The sequence below is a fragment of the Azohydromonas sp. genome (genome assembly GCF_035325925.1).
Lineage (GTDB): Bacteria > Pseudomonadota > Gammaproteobacteria > Burkholderiales > Burkholderiaceae_C > Calidifontimicrobium.
Genome location: NZ_DAOKZA010000013.1, coordinates 37,645 through 57,240 on the forward strand (window position 1 = coordinate 37,645; position 19,596 = coordinate 57,240).

A 19,596-nucleotide genomic window follows, 5' to 3' on the forward strand; every position below is an offset into this window, starting at 1 on the left:
CGGTCGAAGACCGGTGGCGGGGGACATGGAGGGCAAGGGCACCCGCCGGCCTCGGCCTGCGCGACCGTGGCACGCCCATGCAAAGCCGACGTTCAAGGTCAGCAACGGACCGCTACCCCGACCACGCGCCGATGCGACGGACGACGCCGGCTGCTCACGCGCCGCCGTGCACGCGGCGGTAGTCGCTCGGCGCCATGCCGGTGGCGGCGCGGAAGACGCGGCTGAAGTGGGCCAGGCTCGTGAAACCACGGTCGAGCGCGATGTCGGTGATCGAGCGTTGGGCCAGCCGCGGATCGGCCAGGTCGGCGCGGCAGGCATCGAGCCGCTGCGCGAGCACATGGCCGGCCACGCCGTCGGGCTCGTCGGCAAAGGCGTTGTAGAGCTGCCGTCGCGACACGTTCAGCGCGCTGGCGATCGCGTCGACCGACAGCTGCGGGTCGCCGAGCCGCTGTGAGACGTGGTGCTTGATGCGCTCGCGCAGCGTCAGGCGCTGCGTCGCGGCAGTGCCGCGGTCGGCGAGGTCCAGCAGGGCCAGGTGCACGCAGTGCGTGATCAGTTCGCCGACGCCACGCGCGGCCTGCGGGCCGACACCAGGCAGTTGGCGGTACGCGTTGCGCATCGTCTGCAGCGCCAGCCGCGACGCGGCGGCGTCGCCGAGCGGGCGCGCGCACAGCTCGGCCAGCGGCAACCCGCGCTCGACGAGCCGCGCCTTCGGCACCATCACGATCAGGTGCTCGACGCGCACCGGGTTGTCGACGGCGTAGGTCTCGGTGGTGTCGTACAGGCTCCACTGGCCGGGCCCGACCCACGCACGGCGCCCCTGCTGCTCGACCCCGGCGCGCCCCTGCAGCGGGGCGACGATCTTGACGTAGCCGGCATCGGCGCGCCGCACCAGCGTGCGCGAACGCAGGACGCGGTGGCGGTTGGCGGCCAGGCGCGTGAGCACGACCTCGCCGGCCTGGGTGGTCGTCAGGCGGCCATCGAACTGCGTGTCGCCGTACAGGTCCGACTCGAGGCCGCCGAACAGGCGGTGGATCCAGTCGGCCCAGAACGCGACGCGCTCGCGCGGCGACACCTGGTCGGTCGTCATCAGCGCGGAAGCGGTGGTCATCGCGACACCCACGGGTCGTGGCGGATGCGGGATTATCGGGGGCCGCGTTCGCCCCCGCCGGCCCGCCCGGCGCCGCACGACCTAGGGAAAGTCCGAGGCAGCCGTGCACGAATCGTCAAGTCCCATTGCACGCCCGGGCAAGCGCGGTCGCGACCGGCCGCCTAGCATTGCGCAGCTGCCGGGTGACCGCAGCCCGCCGACGACGCAGGAGACATGCCATGAGCCACGACACCCGTTCCCCCGACCGTTCGCCCGGCATCAGCCGCCGCCGCGCCACGCAGGCGCTCGCCGCCGGCGCCGCCGTCCTGTCCGCCCCGATGCTGTCGCTCGCGCAGGCGCAGCCGGTGCGCGTGGGCTACGCGATGGCGCGCACCGGCCCCTGGACCGGCGGCGCGCAGGTCAGCCAGGAGCCGAACTACATCCTGTGGGCCGAGCAGCAGAATGCCGCCGGCGGCCTGAACGTGGCTGGCGCGAAGCGCCGCATCGAGCTGATCAGCAGCGACGACCGCAGCGACATCGAGACCTGCGTGCGCACCTACGAGAAGCTGATGGGCAGCGACAAGGTCGACCTCGTGCTGCCGCCCTGGGGCAGCAACGCCAACTTCGCCGTCGCCCCGCTGGCCAACCGCATGGGCTACCCCTTCCTGGCGCCGACCGCGCTGAGCCGGCGGCTGGTGGAGATGAAGCTGCCGTACTTCTTCCTGATGCTGCAGCAGCCGGCGCCGATGACCAATGCGCTGGTCGACATGCTCAAGGGCCAGGGCGTCAAGTCGATGGCCGTGATCTACGTCGACGACCTGTTCGGGCTGGAGAACTATGCCGCGCTGAAGGTGGCGCTGCAGGGCTCGGGCATCAACCTGGTCGAGGACAAGAGCTACCCCGGCGGCGTCAAGGACCTGTCGCCGGTGCTGCGCTCGATCAAGGACAAGAACCCCGACGCCTTCGTCGGCTTCACCTACCCGCCGGACACCATCCTGGCCAGCCGCCAGGCCAAGGAGATCGGCTTCAACCCGAAGTACTTCTACGCCTCGGTGGGCACCGCGTTCCAGCTCTACCGCAACGTGATGAAGGAAGGTGCCGAAGGCGTGCTGGGCATGGGCTCGTGGAACAGCAAGACGAGCCCGGCTGCCAAGGCCTATTTCGACGCGCACACCAAGCGTTTCGAGGGCAAGGAGCCCGACCGCTGGGCCAGCGGCGCCTGCTGGGCCGCGCTGGAGATCCTGACCGCCGCTGTCGGCCGCCACGGCCTGGACCGCAAGGCGATCCGCGACTACGTGGCCGGCAACGAGCACAACACCATCCTGGGCAAGATCAGGTTCAACGGCAGCGAGAACGTCGGCACGCCGGGCAGCGTCAGCCAGTGGCAGAAGGGCGAGTTCGAGGTCGTGTGGCCGAAGGCGGTGGCCACCGCGCCGCTGGTCGCGCCCAAGCCGGCGTGGGCGTGATCGGGACAGGAGACCGTCCCTGCGGACGGTCTCCTGCCTGATCACGGGCCGGACGCGCCTCGCGCGTCCGGCCAGGGTCTTCCGTTGTCCGCCTCCTCATGTCCTTCGGCGCCTGGCTCGAACTGATCGCTTCCGGGGTCATCACCGGCAGCATCTATGCGCTGGTCGCGCTCGGGCTCAACCTGCAGTACGGGCTGATGCGCATCCTGAACATCGCCCATGGCGAGTTCCTGATGCTCGGCGCCTTCGTGACCTGGGTCGCGACGACGTCGCTGGGCTGGTCGCCGCTGGCGATGATCCCGCTGTCGTTCGCGCTGACGATGGCGCTGGGCCTGGTGATCCACCGCCTGTGGTTCAAGCGCCTGACCGACACCTCGCCCAACGTCGATGTGTTCGAGGCGCGCGCGCTGATGGTCAGCTTCGGCCTGATGTTCCTGGTGCAGAACTTCGCGTCCTGGGTGTGGGGCGGCGAGCTGCGCGGCTACGACTACCTGACCGGCCCGGTCGCCATCGGCGGCGCGCAGTTCGCGGCCAACAAGCTGCTGGTGCTGGCGCTGTCGCTGGTCTTCGCGGCGGCGCTGATCGTGCTGTTGCGCACCACGCTGTACGGCAAGGGCGTGCGCGCGCTGATGCAGTCGCCCACCGGGGCGCAACTGGTGGGCATCGACACGAAGACGCTGCACCCGCTGATGTTCGGCATCGGCCTGGGGCTGTCGGGCGTCGCCGGCTGCCTGCTGTCGATGACCTACACCATCGCGCCGGCGATGGGTGAGCCGTACACGGTGACGGCGCTGATCGTCATCACGCTGGGCGGCTTCGGCAGCATGGGCGGCGCGCTGGCCGGTGGCCTGCTGCTGGGCGTGGTGGAGGCGATCGGCATGCACTACACGAGCCCGTCGCTGAAGTCGCTGCTGTCGTACAGCGTCTTCATCGCCGTGCTGCTGCTGCGGCCCAACGGCTTGTTCCACCGCAAGAGATGACCGACCGGCAACTGCAAGCGCGCGACTGGCTGGTGCTGTTCGGCCTGACCGGTTGGGCGTTGTCGCTGCCCTACTACGGCAGCGAATTCGCCGTCTCGATGGCGCTGAGCTGCCTGATGTACATCGCGCTGGCGACCAGCTGGAGCCTGTTCTGCGGCAGCACGCGCTACCTGTCGCTGGCCACTGCGGCGTTCTTCGGCATCGGCGCCTACACCAGCGCGCTGACGATGGAAGGCCAAGGCTGGACGCTGGCCATCGTCTACGGCGCCGGCGTCGCGACGGCGGTGGCCGTCGTGATGGGCGCGCTGGTGCTGCACCTGCGCGGCACCTACTTCGCGGTGCTGACCTTCGGCATGACGGAGCTGATCCGCCATGCGATCACGACCTGGGAGAAGCAGGTCACCGGCACCGTGGGCCGCGTGCTGGCGGTGGTGCCCGAGCGCGACACCGTCTACCTGACCGTGCTGCTGCTGGCGGTGCTGGCGGTGGCCACCTCCATCGTCGTGCGGCGCACGCGCTTCGGGCTCGCGATGCGCGGCATCGGCAGCGACGAGCAGCGCGCGCAGACGCTGGGCGTGGATACGCGCCTGGTCAAGATCGCCGGCTTCGCGCTGACCGCCGCGTTCGCCGGCGCGATGGGCGCGGCGATGAGCGTGCGCTGGACCTACATCGACCCGACCACGGTCTTCAACCCCTTCATCGGCTTCCAGACCGTGCTGATCGCGCTGATCGGCGGCGCGGCCACGCTGTGGGGACCGCTGATCGCGGCCATCGTCTTCAGCCTGCTGGCCGAGACGCTGCGCCTGCAGCTGCCGCAGCTGTACATGATGACGCTGGGGCTGCTGCTGATCCTGTCGGTGCTGTACCTGCCGGGTGGTCTGGCGTCGCTGCGCTGGGACACGTTCAAGGGCTGGTGGAACGACACCCGGGCCTGGTGGAAGGAGAAGCGCTACGAATGGAGCGGCGACAAGGCGCGCGACGAGCGGCGCGAGAAGGAGCGGCGCGTTGTCCTCTGAGCCGCACCTGAGCCACACGCGCCCCGACGGCACGCCGCACGACCCGCGCGTGCCGCTGCTGCTGGACGCGCACGAGGTCACGGTGCGCTTCGGCGGGCTGGTCGCGGTGGACGCGGTGAGCGCGCAGTTCCGCGCCGGCGAGCTGGTCGGCATCATCGGCCCCAACGGCGCCGGCAAGACGACCTTCTTCAACGCCATCTCGGGCGTGCAGATGCCGACCTCCGGCCGGCTGGTGGCCGGCGGGCGCAACCTCACCGGGCGCAAGCCGCATCGCTTCGCGGCGCATGGCGTGGCACGCACCTTCCAGACGCCGCGCACCTTCGCCGAGATGCGCGTGCGCGACAACATCGAGTTCGGCCTCAAGTTTGCCGGCCGGCGCCCGCGCAAGTATGTCTTCTGGGGCGACGAGGTATCCGTGCCCTGGGCGCTGCGCACGCCCCAGAGCATCCTGAAGCTGATCGGGCTCGATACGCTGGCCGACCTGCCGGCCGCGGCCATCACGCCCAGCCAGCAGCGGCTGCTGGAGATCGGCATGGCGCTGGCGACGCGCCCGAAGCTGCTGCTGCTGGACGAGGTGGCCGCCGGCCTGACCGAGGGCGAGATCGAGGACATGGCGCGGCTGATCCGCCGCATGCGCGACGAGCTGGACCTGACCGTGATCTGGATCGAGCACGCGGTGACGGTGCTGCTGCGCCACGTGGAGCGCGTGATCGTGCTGCACCAGGGGCGCAAGATCGCCGATGGCCCGCCGGCCGAGGTGGTGCGCGACCGCGAGGTGATCGAGGCCTACCTGGGCGACGAGATGATGGAAGAGCCGACCGAGGCGACGCCATGATGTGGTGGCGCCCGGAACCCTTCACGCTCGGCGGCACCGGCCGCGCGCACCTGAAGGTGCAGGGCCTGTCCGCCGGCTACGGCCCCTTCCTCGTGCTGCGCGACCTGACGCTCGAAGCCAGGCCCGGCCTCACGGTGATCCTCGGCCCCAACGGTGCCGGCAAGACGACGCTGCTCAAGGCGCTGGCCGGGCTGATCCCGCGCCGGGGCATCGTCACGCTGGACGGCGAGGACCTGCCCGAGAAGACGCACGAGATCGTGCGCGACGGCGTCGCGCTCGTCGCCGAGGGCCGGCAGCTGTTCCCGCAGATGACGGTGACCGAGAACCTCGAGCTCGGCGGCTGGCTGGTCCCCAAATCCGAACGCGCACGCCGCATCGACGAGGCCTTCGGCAACTTCCCCAAGCTGCGCGAGCGCGCGAACCAGCTCGCCGGCACGATGAGCGGCGGCGAGCAGCAGATGGTGGCCGTGGCGCGCGCGATGGTCAGCCATCCGCGCCTGCTGATGCTCGACGAGCCTTCGCTGGGCCTGGCGCCGAAGATGGTCGACGAGCTGCTGGCCATCGCGCGGCGCATCGCCGACGCCGGCACCACGGTGCTGATGGTCGAGCAGAACGTCAAGAAGGCGCTGGCCGTGGCCGACCGCGGCTACGTGCTGGAGCGTGGCGTGCTCGTGGCCAGCGGCCAGGCGAAGCTGCTGGCGCGCTCCAGCGTCGTGCGCGAGGCCTACCTCGGCGCCGCCGCTTCCGACACCACCACCGCCGCCGACGCGGCACATCGGCGCCGCGCCGCGGCGACCGCCTGACCCAAGGAGAGCCCCATGTCCGACCTGTCGATGCTCATCAACGGCCTGAAGGTGACGGCCGAGAAGAACGCCACGTTCGAACGCCGCAACCCGCTCGACGGCACGGTGGCCACGCGCGCGCCGGCCTGCACGCCGGCCGATGCGGTGATGGCCGTCGAGGCCGCCGCCGAGGCCTTCAAGACCTGGAGCGAGACCGGGCCCGGCGCGCGCCGCGCGCTGCTGCTCAAGGCCGCCGACGCGCTGGAGGCCAAGACGCCGCAGTTCGTCGAGGCGGTGCCCGCCGAGACCGGCGCCACCGGCATGTGGGCCGGCTTCAACGTCTTCCTGGCCGCCGGCATGATCCGCGAGGCCGCGGCGCTGACGACGCAGGTCGCCGGCGAGGTGATCCCGTCGGACGTGCCGGGCAGCCTGGCGATGGGCGTGCGCCAGCCCGCGGGCGTGGTGCTCGGCATCGCACCCTGGAATGCGCCGGTCATCCTGGGCGTGCGCGCGATCGCCACGCCGCTGGCCTGCGGCAACACCGTGATCCTGAAGGGCAGCGAGAACTGCCCGCGCACGCACGCGCTGATCGTCGAGGCCTTCCAGGACGCGGGCTTCCCGCCCGGCGTCGTCAACTACATCACCAACGCCCCGGCCGACGCCGGCGCGGTGGTCGAGGCGATGGTCGCGCACCCGGCGGTGCGCCGCGTCAACTTCACCGGCAGCACGCGCGTGGGCAGGATCATCGCGATGACCTGCGCGAAGTACCTCAAGCCGGTGGTGCTGGAGCTCGGCGGCAAGGCGCCGATGGTGGTGCTGGACGACGCCGACCTCGACGACGCGGTCAACGCCGCGGCCTTCGGCTGCTTCGCCAACAGCGGCCAGATCTGCATGTCCACCGAGCGGCTGATCGTCGACCGGAAGATCGCCGACGAGTTCGTCAAGAAGTTCGCCGACAAGGCCAGGAGCCTGCCGCTGGGGGACCCGCGCAAGCCCGAGCCCGTCGTGCTCGGCTCGGTGATCGGCATGCCCACCGTCGAACACTGCAACGCGCTGATCGACGACGCGCTGGCCAAGGGCGCCAAGCTGGTGTGCGGCGGCAAGGCCGAGACCACGCTGATGCCGGCCACGCTGCTCGACCACGTGACGCCGGCGATGCGCATCTACCACGAGGAGACCTTCGGCCCGGTCAAGGCGATCGTGCGCGTGAACGGCATCGAGGAGGCGGTGGACTGCGCCAACGACAACGAGTACGGGCTGTCGGCGGCCGTGTTCGGGCGCGACATCGCACGCGCGTTCAACGTCGCGCGCAAAATCGACTCGGGCATCTGCCACGTCAACGGTCCGACGGTGCACGACGAGGCACAGATGCCGTTCGGCGGCGTCAAGGGTTCGGGCATCGGCCGCTTCGGCGGCAGGGCCGGCATCGCCGAGTTCACCGAGCTGCGCTGGATCACGGTGCAGACCACGCCGCGACACTATCCGTTCTGATACCACCCCCGGGGCGCCTTCGGCGCCTCGCGCCGCAGGAGGGCGACTCGATGCAACAACGCGAACCGCAACCCCCCGATGAGCGCTGCTGACGCCTCCCCGCCGCCGACTGCGAAAGCGCGGCCGTCCAAGCCGGCCGAACTGCCCGATCCGCGGCACGCAGCGCGGCTGCCGCCGGGCATCGACGCGAAGGCGCTGGCGCGCATCCGCCACGCGCTGCACCACCTGCCGCAGGTCGTGCGGCCGGCCGACTTCCTGGTCGACCCCGGCACCGACCCCGAAGCGCACCTCGACGCGCTCGGCCTGGTGATGCTGCAGAAGCCGGTGGCCGGCCAGCGGCCGAGCCGCTGGATCGCGCCGCAGGACATCGAGCCGGCACTCGCGCACCTGCAGGCCGTCGGCGGCGGCGCCGACGCGCGGCCGCGCATGCTCGAGCGCTTCGCCGCGCTCGAGGCGCTCGCGGTGACGCGCCGCGCCGGCCGCTGGACGCGGCTGATCCGCCACACGCTGACGCTGTCCGAGCCGGGCTGGAAGCTGCCGATCTACCACCGCGTGCCGGTACCGCACGACGCGGTGTGGGCCTTCTTCCGCGACGGCGACACCGCGGCGCTGCAGGCGGCGATGGGCCCTCCGGCGCAGCACCCGCAGGCCACACAGGTGACGGCGCACGTCGAGTCGCTGGTCGCCGCCGCGCGCGCGGCCGCGCCGCAGCACCTGGCGTCGCTGCTGCCGCGGCTGCAGGCCGAATGCGCGTCGCCACTGCCGCTGGACGAACTGCTGGCCGCCTGCACGCGCGCCGAACGGCGCTGGGCGCAGCAGGCGGCCGAGCTCGACGCGCTCGACGGCCTGGCGGGCGAGCTCGCCTTCCAGGGCTACCCGGCGACCTTCCCGAAGGCGCGCGCGCTCGACCGCCGCGTGCGCCTGTTCGTCGGCCCGCCCAACAGCGGCAAGACGCACGCCGCGTTCGAGCGGCTGGCGCAGGCGCTGGACGGGGCGTACCTCGCGCCGCTGCGCCTGCTCGCGCTGGAGGGCCGCGACCGGCTGGTGGGACGCGGCGTGCCCTGCTCGCTGCTGACCGGCGAGGAGAACGTGCCGGCGCCCGGCGCACGCGTGGTCTCGAGCACGATCGAGATGATGAACACGCAGCGCGAGATCGACGTCGCCGTCATCGACGAGGCGCAGATGATCTTCGACGCCTCGCGCGGCTGGGCCTGGACGCAGGCCATCGTCGCGGTGCCGGCGCGCGAGGTCATCGTGATCTGCTCGGCCTTCGCGGTGCCCGCCATCGAGCGCCTGTTCGGCCTGTGCGGCGAGCGCTGCGAGGTGCAGCACTTCGAGCGCAAGCAGCACGTGCAGCTGCTGCCGCGCCCGGTGCCGCTGGAGCAGCTGGCGCTGGGCGACGCGGTGGTCGCCTTCAGCCGGCGCGACGTGCTGATGCTGCGCGACCGCATCGCCGCCGCCGGCCACCCGGTGTCGGTGATCTACGGCGCGCTGCCGCCCGAGGTGCGGCGGCGCGAGGCCGAGCGCTTCGCCGAGGGCGCGTCGCACATCCTGGTGGCCACCGACGCGATCGGCATGGGGCTGAACCTGCCGATCCGGCGCGTGCTGTTCTCCACCCTGGTCAAGTACGACGGCGTCGCCGACCGGCCGTTGGACGTGTCGGAGACGCACCAGATCGCCGGCCGCGCCGGCCGCTACGGCATGCACGAGGAGGGTTTCGTCGGCGTGCTCGACGGCGCCGAGCCCGACGCGCAGGAGGCGCTGGCCGAACTGCTGCCGCAGCAGCCGCGCGCGCCGCGCGACTTCAAGGCCCCGGTGGCGCCCAACCCCTGGCACGTGGCGACGATTGCCGAGCGGCTGCAGCGCACGCGGCTGCGCGAGGTGTTGGCGGTTTTCGTCGAGCAGCTGCGGCTGGACGACGCGCACTTCGCGGTCGCGCCGCTGGAGCAGATGCTGGACCTGGCCGGCCAGCTCGACGAACGTGCGCCGGCGCTGCCGCTGGCCATGCGCTTCACCTACGCGCAGGCGCCGGTGGACACGCGCACGGCGCAGCTCGTCGAGGCCTACCTCGACTGGGCCGAGTCGCACGCACGCACCGGGCAGGCGGGGCGCCCGACCTTCCTCGACGACGTCGACGGCCACAGCCGGCTCGAGCGCATGGAACAGGCGCTGCGCGCCTGCACGCTGTGGCTGTGGCTGGGCCTTCGTTTCGAGGGCGTGTACGGTCACGTCGACGAGGTCCTGGCGCTGCGCAGCACGCTCAACGACGGCATCGAGCGCCAGCTCAAGGGCAAGCGCCCGCTGGCCGAGCGCCGCATGCGCCGCGGCCGGCCACGCTGACGCCGCGCGAAGCGCGGCGGCCGTCGAGCGTGCCGACGCCGGCGGGCACCGTGGCGGGTCGTCGACGGTCGAACATCGTCACGGTCGTGGGCCGAGGGCCGCAGGGGCGCTCGACCGGAAGCGGCGAGGGAGCCAGCGACCGCAGGCCGCTGGCGGGGGACAGGGAGGGCAGACCCCACTGCCCTCGGCTCGCGCGACCTGGGCATGCATCGGACACGCGCACCGCGCACGCCGGCAGTTCTTACGCAGTCGAACGCCAAGTCGCATCAGGGCGCTGCGGGCCCTGGAACCCGCCGGCGCGGCAGGTCAGCACCAGCGTGTCGCGAAACGCCGGTGCGCCGGGGTCGAGCGGCTGCACCGGCGTGGTCTCGTGGATCATGCGCGCGTCGTCCAGCCACAGCACGCTCCACGGCTCGGCCAAGGTGAAGCGCAGCCCCTGCGGACCGCCGGCGTCGAACACGCGCGTCTCGCCGCCCTTGACGTTGACGCGGCGCACCAGCACGACGACGACCAGGTCGACGCCGTCGCGGTGCGCGCCCTCGGGCGTCGGCCGCCCGATGCCCGCCGACGCATCGATGCGAAACGGGTGCGCTTCGACGTACCACGGTCGGGCGCCGCGCAGCGCGCTGGCGCGCGCCGCGGCGACGCGAAGCAGCCGCGCCCACAGCGCGTCGCCGGCCAGCGCCGGCTCGACCGGCTCGAACCAGCGCTCGAAACCGCCGTGCAGCGCGTTGTACTCGACCGGCTGCCAGTGCGCGCGGTGCGGCGCCTGGCGCACGTCGTCGCCGTCGACGACGAAACACGCGTGCCGCCGGCGGCGGTAGCGGCCGCCGTCGCGCAGGTGCGTGTCGTCGGGCAGCCGGTCCCAGTACGGCCACCAGGCATCGAGCCGCTCGCGCGCGATGCCGCCGAGCAGCGCGCACAGCCCCGCGGCGTCGAGCACCGCGTGGCCGCGCCCGCGCAGCGCGTCGTCGAGCGCACCGGGCGCGGTCAGCGGCGGCGCCAGCGCGCTCAAGGCGCTGCCCAGCGTTCTCGCGCCAGCGCGGCGCCCTGCACCAGCGCACGCAGCTTGGCCTCGGCGACGGCGCGGCCCATCGGCGCCATGCCGCAGTTGGTGCAGGCGATCAGCCGCGCCGCGGGAACGAAACGCAGCGCGGTGCCGAGGGTGTCGGCCACCTCGTCGGGCGTCTCGACGCGGTCGCTGGCCACGTCGATCGCGCCGACCATCACGTCCTTGCCTTCGAGCAACGCCATCAGGTCGGGCGGCACCTGCGAGTGGATGCACTCGAGGCTGACCTGGTCGATGGCACTCTTCGCGAGCGCGGGAAACACCTGCTCGTACTGGCGCCACTCGCGTCCGAGCGTGCGCTTCCACGCGACGTTGGCCTCGATGCCGTAGCCGTAGCAGATGTGCACCGCGGTCTTGCAGCTCAGGCCCTCGGCCGCACGCTCGAGTGCCTTCACGCCCCAGTCGGCCGCCTCGGCCATGTAGACGTTGAACGCCGGCTCGTCGAACTGGATCACGTCGATGCCGTCGGCCTGCAGCGCCCGCGCCTCCCGATTCAGCAGCTCGGCGAACGCGAAGGCCATCTGCACGCGGTCGCCGTAGAAGCGGTCGGCCACCGTGTCGACGATGGTCATCGGCCCGGGCAGCGTGAACTTGGTGCGCCGCGTCGTGTGCGCGCGCAGCAGCCGCGCCTCGGCCTCGTGCACGCGGCCCTTCAGGGCGAGCGGCGCGACGACCTGCGGCACCATCGCCTTGTGGCGGTCGGCGCGGATGCCCATCTCGACCTTGTGCTCGAAGTCGATGCCGTCGACGCGCTCGAGGAAGCCGTGCACGAAGTGCTGGCGCGCCTGCTCGCCGTCGCCGATCACGTCGAGCCCGGCGTCCTCCTGGTGCTTGATCCACAGCAGCGTCGCGTCGAGCTGGGCCTGCGCCCGCTCGGCACCGTCGGCCTGCCAGCGCGGCCACAGCTTGTGCGGCTCGGCCAGCCAGGCGGGCTTGGGCAGGCTGCCGGCGATCGTCGTGTCGAACATCGTCTTCGCTCCTCCGGCGCCGAGCATAGCGGCAGCGGCGCCGGTCGCGCCGGACGTGCCTTTCGTCGCGCGCCACGCCCGTCCGGTCGCGCCGCTGGCCGCTTGCGGCGGCGCTGGCTATGCTGTGCACCGATGACCACCGTCGCGGCACCGCTGCCTCCCGCGCCCGACCAGCCGCTGCCGGCCGAGCTGTCGGGACGCGCGCAGGGCTGGTTCACGCGCTACCGCCGCTGGCCGGTGTTCAGCGCGCCATGGGCGCGCGAGCGCACGCTGGCCTGGGCGGTGCCGGTGGGCGTCGCGCTGCTCCTGGTGGCCGGCTTCGGGCGGGCCAATTCGAGCAGCGGATGGCCTTGGGCGGCGCTGCTGGGGCTGTCGTTCAACCTGCTGATCCCGCTGGTCGCCGGGCCGCGGTTCGGCGCCTGGGTGCGCCGGCGCGCCTGGCCCGAGCGAGTCGAGGGCTGGGCGCTGCTCGCCGCGGTGCTGGCGGCGGTGGCGCTGACGCTGGGCGTGTCGCGCGTCGCCGGCGAGCCGGTCAAGCAGTGGATCGCCGAGCGCATCGGCGACGTCGACGCCGAAGGCAAGCGCCGGCGCATCGCGCTGCACATCGGCATCCTGGTGCAGCCGATCGAAGACCGCCAGCCCGACGCCGCCGCCGCAGCGCAGCGGTCGCGCAGCGCCGACGACGCGAGCAACCTCGCGGTGCACGCCTTCGTCGCGTTCTGGCTGGCCGGCGGCTTCGCGCTGGTCGGCTGGCGGCGCGAGCGCGCGGCGCTGGCCGCGCTGGCGCGCGAGCGCGAACTGCGCGAGGCGCAGGCGCAGCGCCGCGAGGCCGAGTTGCGGCTGTCGGTGCTCGCGGCGCAGGTCGAGCCGCACTTCCTGTTCAACACGCTGGCCGGCGTGCGCAGTGCGATCGCCACCGACCCGGCACGCGCGACGACGATGATCGACCGCCTCGTCGAGTACCTGCGCGCGGCGATCCCGCGGTTGCGCAGCGACGGCGCCGTCGACGCGACGCTGGGCGCGCAGTTCGAGCTGCTGCGCGCCTACCTCGGGCTGATGGCCGCACGCATGCCGCGGCTGGCCTGGCGCGTCGACGCGCCGGCCGACCTGCTGCGCGCGCGCTGCCCGCCGCTGCTGCTGGTGTCGCTGGTCGAGAACGCGGTCAAGCACGGCGTCGAGCCGAAGGTCGGCGCGGCGCGCGTCGACGTGGGCGCCGCGCGCACCGACGACGGGCGGCTGGCGATCCACGTCGCCGACGACGGCGTCGGCTTCGGCGGCGCGTCGGCCGGCACCGGGCTGGGGCTCGCCAACATCCGCGAGCGGCTCGCGCAGCTGTACGGCGAACGCGCGTCGCTGGCGCTGCGCAGCCGCACCGAGGGCGGCGTCGTCGCGACGCTGACGCTGCCTCTGGACTTCGAGTGATGCCCACCGCGATCCTCGCCGACGACGAAGACCTGCCGCGCGCCGAGCTGCGCCGCATGCTGGCCACGGCCTGGCCCGAGCTCGACGTCGTCGCCGAGTGCGAGCACGGCCCGGCGGCGATCGAGGCGATCGACGCACACGCGCCCGACGTCGCCTTCCTCGACATCCGCATGCCCGGTGCCAGCGGGCTCGACGTCGCGCGCGCGGCCAGCGGACGCTGCCACGTGGTGTTCACCACCGCCTACGACAGCCACGCGGTGGCCGCGTTCGACGCCGGCGCGGTCGACTACCTGCTCAAGCCGGTGGCGGCCGAGCGGCTGGCGCAGGCGGCGCGGCGGCTGCGCGCGCGCCTGGGCGCGCGCGAGGCGGCGCCCGCGCTCGACGCGCTGGTCGAGCAGCTGGCGGCGCGGCTCGCACCGCGGCCCGACGCCGTGCCGCGGCTGCGCTGGATCAGCGCCAGCGTCGGCGACACGATCAAGATGTTCGGCATCGACGAGGTGCTCTTCTTCCAGAGCGACGAGAAGTACACGCGCGTGGTCACCGCCGGCGACGAGGCGCACGTGCGCAAGCCGCTGAAGGAGATCGCCGAGGGCCTCGACCCCGAGGCCTTCTGGCAGGTGCACCGCGGGCTGATCGTGCGCGCCGCGGCGATCGCGCGCGCGCAGCGCGACGAACTGGGCCGCGTGACGCTGCACCTGCGCGCGCACTCGGAGAAGCTCGCCGTCAGCCAGGCCTATGCGTGGCGTTTCAAGGGGATGTGACGGGCGCCGCACCCGACGTCGACGAACGCCGCCGCGGCGGCATCGGTCACGCGCACCTGCGTTGCCGGGCCGCCGCGCGGGGACGGCGTCGGCCACAATCGCGGCCTGCCCGCTCCGCCGTCCGCAGGCCGTGACCCGGGCCTGCGCGGCCCCCGCCCTCCCGCCCGTGCGACCGAAACGCCTGTTGCCGCTTCTGCTGTGCCTGCTGCTCGCCACCGCGGCCGCCGACGCGGCGCTGGGCAGCGACGACGCGCCGGCGGTGCTGATCGAGCGCAGCGTCGACGCGATGGGGCGCGACCCCGAGGCCAGCCGCACGCTGGCCGAGCAGGCGCTCGCGGCCGCCGGCGACGACGCCGACACCGTCGTGCACGCGCACCTGCAGCTGTGCGACTACCACTCCGAGCGCGACCGCGCCCGCGCGCTGGCCCACCTCGCCGACGCGGCGCCGTGGCTGCCGCGCCTGAAGCGCTCCGGCCTGCGCGCCGGGTTGCTGGCCTGTGAAGGCGAGGTGCACGAGATCGCCGGCGACAACGCGCGCGCGATGGCGCTGTACGAGCAGGCGGTGACCGTGGCCGACGCCGCCGCCGACCGCGAGATGCTCGGCACCGCCCTCGTGCACCGCGGCTACCTGCGCGGCCTGCAGGGCGAGTTCGCGCTCGGGCTGGCCGACCTCAAGCGCGCGGTCGCGCAGTTCGAGGCCATCGGCGCGGCGCGGCGGCTGAGCATCGCGACCAACGCGGTGGCGATCCTGTACAACCGCATGGGCGACCACGCGCAGGCGCGCCACTTCTTCGAGCTGGCGCTCGAGCGCCAGCGCGCCGAGGGTCTGCTGCGCGAGCGGCTGGTGACCGAGCACAACCTGGCGCGCGTGCTCGAGCGCCTCGCCGACTGGGACGCCGCGCAGCGCCACTTCGCCGGCGTCGCCGCGCTCGGGCGCGAGCTGGGCTACACGCGCGGCGCGGCCTACGGCCTGCGCGGGCTGGCCGGTGTGGCCAACGCGCGGGCTCGCCCGCAACAGGCGCTGGACCTGCTCGCCGAGGCCGAGCGGCTGCAGCAGCGCACGCCCGACGAGCGGCTGCGCGCGCAGATCGCGCTGCAGCGCGGCGTCGCGCTGCGCCTGCTCGGCCGCCACGGCGACGCGGTGGCCGCGCTGCGCGACGCGCAGGCGGTGTTCGCGCGCGCCGATTCGCCGGCCGAGCTGGCCGACGCGCACGGCGAGCTGGCCGCGGCGCTGTCGGCGCTGGGCGAGTGGCGCCAGGCGTTCGACCACCAGGCGCGCTCGAAGGCCGTCTCGGAAGGGCTGCTGCGACGCCAGATCGACCAGCGCTTCGCGCACGCGAAGGTCGAGTTCGACCTGGCGGCGCGCGAACGCGAGACCGCGGCGCTCGCGCGCGAGATGCAGGCCACCGAACGCGCGCTCGCCGCGCAGCGCCAGGCCAACACGCTGCAGACCGTCGCGCTGGTGCTCGCCGCGCTGCTCGTCGCCGTGCTGGCCATGCTCGGGCTGCGCCAGCGCCGCCACGGGCTGCGCCTGCGCGACCTGGCGATGACCGACGAGCTCACCGGGCTGCCGAACCGCCGCCGCATCGTCGAGCGGCTGCAGCGCATGCTCGACGACGCGGCCGGCGGCGCGGTGCTGATCGCCGACATCGACCACTTCAAGTCGATCAACGACGAGCTCGGCCACCCGGTCGGCGACGAGGTGCTGCGCGCGGTCGCCGCCGCGCTGCGCGACACCGCCGACCGCCCGGGCGACGGCGGGCGCGCGGTGGCCGCCGGGCGGCTCGGCGGCGAGGAGTTCCTGCTCGTCGCGCCGGGCCACGACGCGGCGGCGGCGCGTGCGCTCGCCGAGCGGCTGCGCGAGCGCGTCGCGCGACTCGACGTCTCGCGCTGGGTGCCGCAAGGGCCGGTGACGATCAGCCTGGGCGTCGCGATGCGCGGCGACGGCGACGACGTGACCACGCTGCTGCGCCGCGCCGACGAGGCGCTGTACCGCGCCAAGGCCGACGGGCGCAACCGCACGGTGCTGCGCGACGCCGAGCCCGCGTCGCACGCCACGTCGGCGCTCGCGTCGTGAGGTGCCCCGCCTGCGCGGCCGGCCCCGCGCAGCCGCGGATTCGCACGCCGCGGGGCGCCGCAGTGCGGCACACATCACCGAAGCCCTGACGCCGGATCGCCGCTGCGTCGCCGGCCGCGGCTAGACTGGCCCCGGCGCGCCTGCGCGCGCCGCTGTCGCCGTGTCCGCCACCCCTCTTGCCGACCCCTCGACGCCATGGCGCGGCGCGCTCGACGCCTTGGTGGCGCTGCCCGGGTGCCTGCTGGTGGTCGTCGACGCGCAGGCACGGGTGCGCTGGATCAGCGACGCCGCGGCGGCGTTCGCCGGCGTCGACGCCGCGCAGGCGGTCGGCAAGGTGCTGCCGGCGCTGCTGCGCTGGACGCAGCCTCAGCCGCTGCTCGTCGCGCTGGGTCGCGGCGACGCGCTCGACGGCGTCGAGCTCGACGGCGCCGACGCCGCCGGGGGCGCGCTGCACGCGCGGCTGGCGCTGCGCCGGATCGGCGACGACGGTGGCGCGCCGGTGCACGTGGTGTCGCTGGTCGACATCGGCGAGACGCGGCGCGCGCGGCAGCTGGCCGAGAAGCTCGAGCTGGCGCAGGAGTTCGGCCGCATCGGGCTGTGGGAGCGCGACCTGCGCACCTTCGAGGGCCACTGGGACCGCCACGTGTTCCGCTTCTGGGGCCTGGACCCCGAAGCCGGCATGCCCGACTACGCGACCTCGTCGCGGCAGGTGCCGCAGGAGGACCGCATCACCGAGACCTTCCTCGCGTCGCTGCAACGGCCCGGGTCGTACGGCGCGCACTTCCGCGTCGTGCGCCCCGACGGCAGCGTGCGGCGGCTGCACTCGCAGTGGCGCGTGCTCGACGGCGCGAGCGGGCGGCCCGAGCGGGTGATCGGCGTGATGACCGACGACACCGAGGCGTGGGAGCTGGCGCGCTCGGTCGAGTCGGCACAGCAGCAGCTGCAGCTGGTGCTGGGCGCGTCGAACATCGGCCTGTGGCGGCACGACCTGCGCAGCGACCAGATGCTGTGCGACGCGCGCGCGTTCGAGATCCTCGGCCTGCCGATGCGCGCGCAGGGCCTGCCGCTGGCCGAGCTGCGCGCGCTCGTGCACCCCGACGACCTCGCCGGCCTGGAGACGTCGGCCGCGCGCACGCTGGACACCGGCGAGCCGAGCGACGCGCAGGCCCGCTACCGGCGCAGCGACGGGCAGTGGCGGCACGTGCTCAGCCGCCGCGTGCTCGAACGCGACGCCGCCGGTGCGCCGGTGGCCTTCGCCGGCGTCGCGCTCGACCTGACCGAGCAGGTCGAGCGCAGCGCGCACGCCCTGGAGCTGGCGCAGCGGCTCGACGTGGCCACGCGCGCCGCGCGCGTGGGGATCTGGACGGCGACGCTGACCACCGACGAGATCGACTGGAACGCGCAGATGTACGAGCTGTTCGACATGGTCGGCGCGTCGCGGCCGCCGTCGCTGCCCGAGTGGCTGTCGCGCTGCGTGCACCCCGACGACCGCGAGCGCATGCGCTCGCTCGCGCTCGCCTACCTGAAGGCCGGCGACCACCCGATCGAGGTCGAGGTGCGCGCGCTGCGCCGCGACGGCAGCACGCGCTGGATCGTGCTGCGCGCCGACGTCGACCGCCAGCGCGGCGAGCAGCGGCGGCTGTTCGGCGTCGCGCTCGACGTGACCGAGCAGCACGAGGCGATGCAGGCGCTGCGCCGCGCCCACGAGCGCGCCGAGCTGATCACGCGCGGCGTGGGCATCGGCACCTGGGAGGTCGAGCTCGACAGCGGCCGCACCACCTGGGACGCGCAGATGTTCGCGCTGCGCGGCCTGCCGCCGCTCGACGCCGCGCCCGCCGCCGACGAGCGCATGGCGCTGGTGCACCCCGACGACCGCGGGCGGTTGCGCCGCGTGATCGGTCGCGCCGACGCGGCGCGCGCGTCGACGCAGGCCGAGTTCCGCGTGCGCTGGCCCGACGGCAGCTGGCGCTGGCTGGCGTCGCGCTCGGCGCTGCTGCCGGCCGGCCACGGCAGCGTGGCGCGACGCATCGGCATCGAGTGGGACGTGACCGACGTGAAGGCCGCCGAGGTGGCGTTGCGCGACAAGCTGATCGCGCAGCGCGCCAGCGAGGCCAAGAGCCGCTTCCTGGCGCGCATGAGCCACGAGCTGCGCACGCCGCTGAACGCGGTGCTGGGCTTCGCGCAGCTGCTGCTCGACGACGAGCGCGCGAGCGACCCGGCGCGGCTGCGCAACCGCCTGCTGCACATCCGCGCCGCCGGGCGACACCTGCTGTCGCTGATCAACGACGTGCTCGACCTGTCGAGCATCGACAGCGGCGAGATGAAGCTCGAGCTCGGCGGGGTGTGGCTCGACCGGCTGGTGCACGACACGCTGCCGCTGGTCGAGGCGCCCGCGCGCGAGCGCGGCGTGCGGCTGGAGTGCGGCCGGCTCGACTTGCGCGTGCGCGCCGACGCGACGCGGCTGCGCCAGGTGCTGGTCAACCTGCTGAGCAACGCCGTCAAGTACAACCGCGACGGCGGCTGGGTGCGCGTCGAGGCGCAGCCGCGCGACGCGGGCGGCACGCGCCGCGTGGCCATCGCCGTCAGCGACGGCGGGCGCGGCCTGGACGGGGCGCAGCTGCGCCAGCTGTTCGAGCCGTTCAACCGGCTGGGCACCGAACGCGAGGGCATCGAGGGCACCGGCATCGGACTGGCGATCGTCAAGGCGCTGGTCGAGCGCATGGGCGGCCGCGTCGCGGTGAACAGCCGCCCCGGCGAGGGCAGCCGCTTCGAGGTCGAGCTCGACGCCGCCGGCGACGACGAACCCGACACCGCGCCGGTGCCGCTGCCCGACGAGTTGCCGTCGCACCCCGGTGCGCTGCGCCACGCCGGCCGCCTGCTGTACATCGAGGACAACCCGGTCAACCTGATGATCGTCGCCGAGCTGCTCGCGCGACGGCGCGACCTCAGCCTGGCCACCGCGCACGACGGCGCCAGCGGCGTGCGCACCGCGCAGGCGCAGCAGCCCGACCTGGTCCTCGTCGACATGCAGCTGCCCGACTTCGACGGCCACGAGGTGCTGCGCCGCCTTCGCGCCGACGAACGCACCGCGGCGATCCCGTGCATCGCGGTGTCGGCCAACGCGATGCCCGAGGACATCGACGCCGCGCTGGCCGCCGGCTTCGCCGACTACTGGACCAAGCCGCTGGACTTTCGCGCGTTTATGCGCGCGATCGAAGCGATGTTCGGGCCGTCACCCTGAGCGCCGGCGCCCGTCGCGGCGACGCCTGCGGCCGCGTCGGAACGACACCGGCACGGCC

The 19,596-nt window shown here is 73.7% G+C and carries 14 protein-coding genes; 11 read left to right on the top strand and 3 right to left on the bottom strand.

Annotated features, from left to right (window positions below):
• Positions 1 to 154 precede the first annotated feature (154 nt).
• Complete coding sequence (locus tag PKC53_RS06970; protein WP_324427632.1) at positions 155 to 1,111, bottom strand: helix-turn-helix domain-containing protein; 957 nt, start codon at positions 1,109 to 1,111, stop codon at positions 155 to 157.
• A 317-nt stretch (positions 1,112 to 1,428) separates the two neighbouring features.
• On the opposite strand from PKC53_RS06970, the gene PKC53_RS06975 reads away from it, so the two are divergent.
• From PKC53_RS06975 to PKC53_RS07005, 7 genes are all read left to right on the top strand, one after another.
• Entirely contained in the window at positions 1,429 to 2,556 is a 1,128-nt protein-coding gene (locus tag PKC53_RS06975) for an amino acid ABC transporter substrate-binding protein (protein WP_324427688.1), read from the top strand.
• A gap of 98 nt (positions 2,557 to 2,654) precedes the next feature.
• Entirely contained in the window at positions 2,655 to 3,536 is an 882-nt protein-coding gene (locus tag PKC53_RS06980) for a branched-chain amino acid ABC transporter permease (RefSeq protein WP_324427634.1), read from the top strand.
• Complete coding sequence (locus PKC53_RS06985) at positions 3,533 to 4,552, top strand: branched-chain amino acid ABC transporter permease (RefSeq protein WP_324427636.1); 1,020 nt, start codon at positions 3,533 to 3,535, stop codon at positions 4,550 to 4,552. Before PKC53_RS06980 ends, PKC53_RS06985 begins: the two co-directional genes overlap by 4 nt.
• A 58-nt stretch (positions 4,553 to 4,610) precedes the next feature.
• Positions 4,611 to 5,387: an ABC transporter ATP-binding protein gene (locus PKC53_RS06990; RefSeq protein WP_324427689.1), complete on the top strand. Its 777-nt coding sequence runs from the start codon at positions 4,611 to 4,613 to the stop codon at positions 5,385 to 5,387.
• Complete coding sequence (locus PKC53_RS06995; RefSeq protein WP_324427637.1) at positions 5,384 to 6,190, top strand: ABC transporter ATP-binding protein; 807 nt, start codon at positions 5,384 to 5,386, stop codon at positions 6,188 to 6,190. The genes PKC53_RS06990 and PKC53_RS06995 overlap by 4 nt, the downstream gene beginning before the upstream one ends.
• Before the next feature lie 15 nt (positions 6,191 to 6,205).
• On the top strand, positions 6,206 to 7,660 hold the full coding sequence (locus tag PKC53_RS07000; protein ID WP_324427638.1) for an aldehyde dehydrogenase: 1,455 nt from the start codon (positions 6,206 to 6,208) through the stop codon (positions 7,658 to 7,660).
• Between the two features lie 78 nt (positions 7,661 to 7,738).
• Positions 7,739 to 10,000 (top strand): helicase-related protein, encoded by a 2,262-nt coding sequence (locus PKC53_RS07005; protein WP_324427640.1) that lies wholly within the window; start codon positions 7,739 to 7,741, stop codon positions 9,998 to 10,000.
• A gap of 241 nt (positions 10,001 to 10,241) precedes the next feature.
• On the opposite strand, the gene PKC53_RS07010 is transcribed toward PKC53_RS07005, so the two are convergent.
• Positions 10,242 to 11,006, bottom strand: a complete 765-nt coding sequence (locus PKC53_RS07010; RefSeq protein WP_324427690.1) for a 2OG-Fe dioxygenase family protein — start codon at positions 11,004 to 11,006, stop codon at positions 10,242 to 10,244.
• A 5-nt stretch (positions 11,007 to 11,011) separates the two neighbouring features.
• Positions 11,012 to 12,037 carry a methionine synthase gene (locus PKC53_RS07015; protein WP_324427641.1) on the bottom strand — a complete coding sequence of 342 codons (1,026 nt, stop codon included), beginning with the start codon at positions 12,035 to 12,037 and terminating at the stop codon, positions 11,012 to 11,014.
• Positions 12,038 to 12,169: 132 nt separating this feature from the next.
• Here PKC53_RS07015 and PKC53_RS07020 point away from each other — a divergent pair, with 132 nt between their 5' ends.
• The 4 genes from PKC53_RS07020 to PKC53_RS07035 all read left to right on the top strand — a co-directional run bounded on the left by PKC53_RS07020 (position 12,170) and on the right by PKC53_RS07035 (position 19,538).
• On the top strand, positions 12,170 to 13,459 hold the full coding sequence (locus PKC53_RS07020; RefSeq protein WP_324427642.1) for a histidine kinase: 1,290 nt from the start codon (positions 12,170 to 12,172) through the stop codon (positions 13,457 to 13,459).
• Complete coding sequence (locus PKC53_RS07025) at positions 13,459 to 14,220, top strand: LytTR family DNA-binding domain-containing protein (RefSeq protein ID WP_324427644.1); 762 nt, start codon at positions 13,459 to 13,461, stop codon at positions 14,218 to 14,220. The genes PKC53_RS07020 and PKC53_RS07025 overlap by 1 nt, the downstream gene beginning before the upstream one ends.
• 184 nt (positions 14,221 to 14,404) lie before the next feature.
• On the top strand, positions 14,405 to 16,297 hold the full coding sequence (locus PKC53_RS07030; RefSeq protein ID WP_324427646.1) for a tetratricopeptide repeat-containing diguanylate cyclase: 1,893 nt from the start codon (positions 14,405 to 14,407) through the stop codon (positions 16,295 to 16,297).
• Between the two features lie 160 nt (positions 16,298 to 16,457).
• A complete protein-coding gene (locus PKC53_RS07035) occupies positions 16,458 to 19,538 on the top strand; it encodes a PAS domain-containing protein (protein ID WP_324427648.1) in 3,081 nt (1,026 codons plus the stop codon).
• Positions 19,539 to 19,596 lie beyond the last annotated feature (58 nt).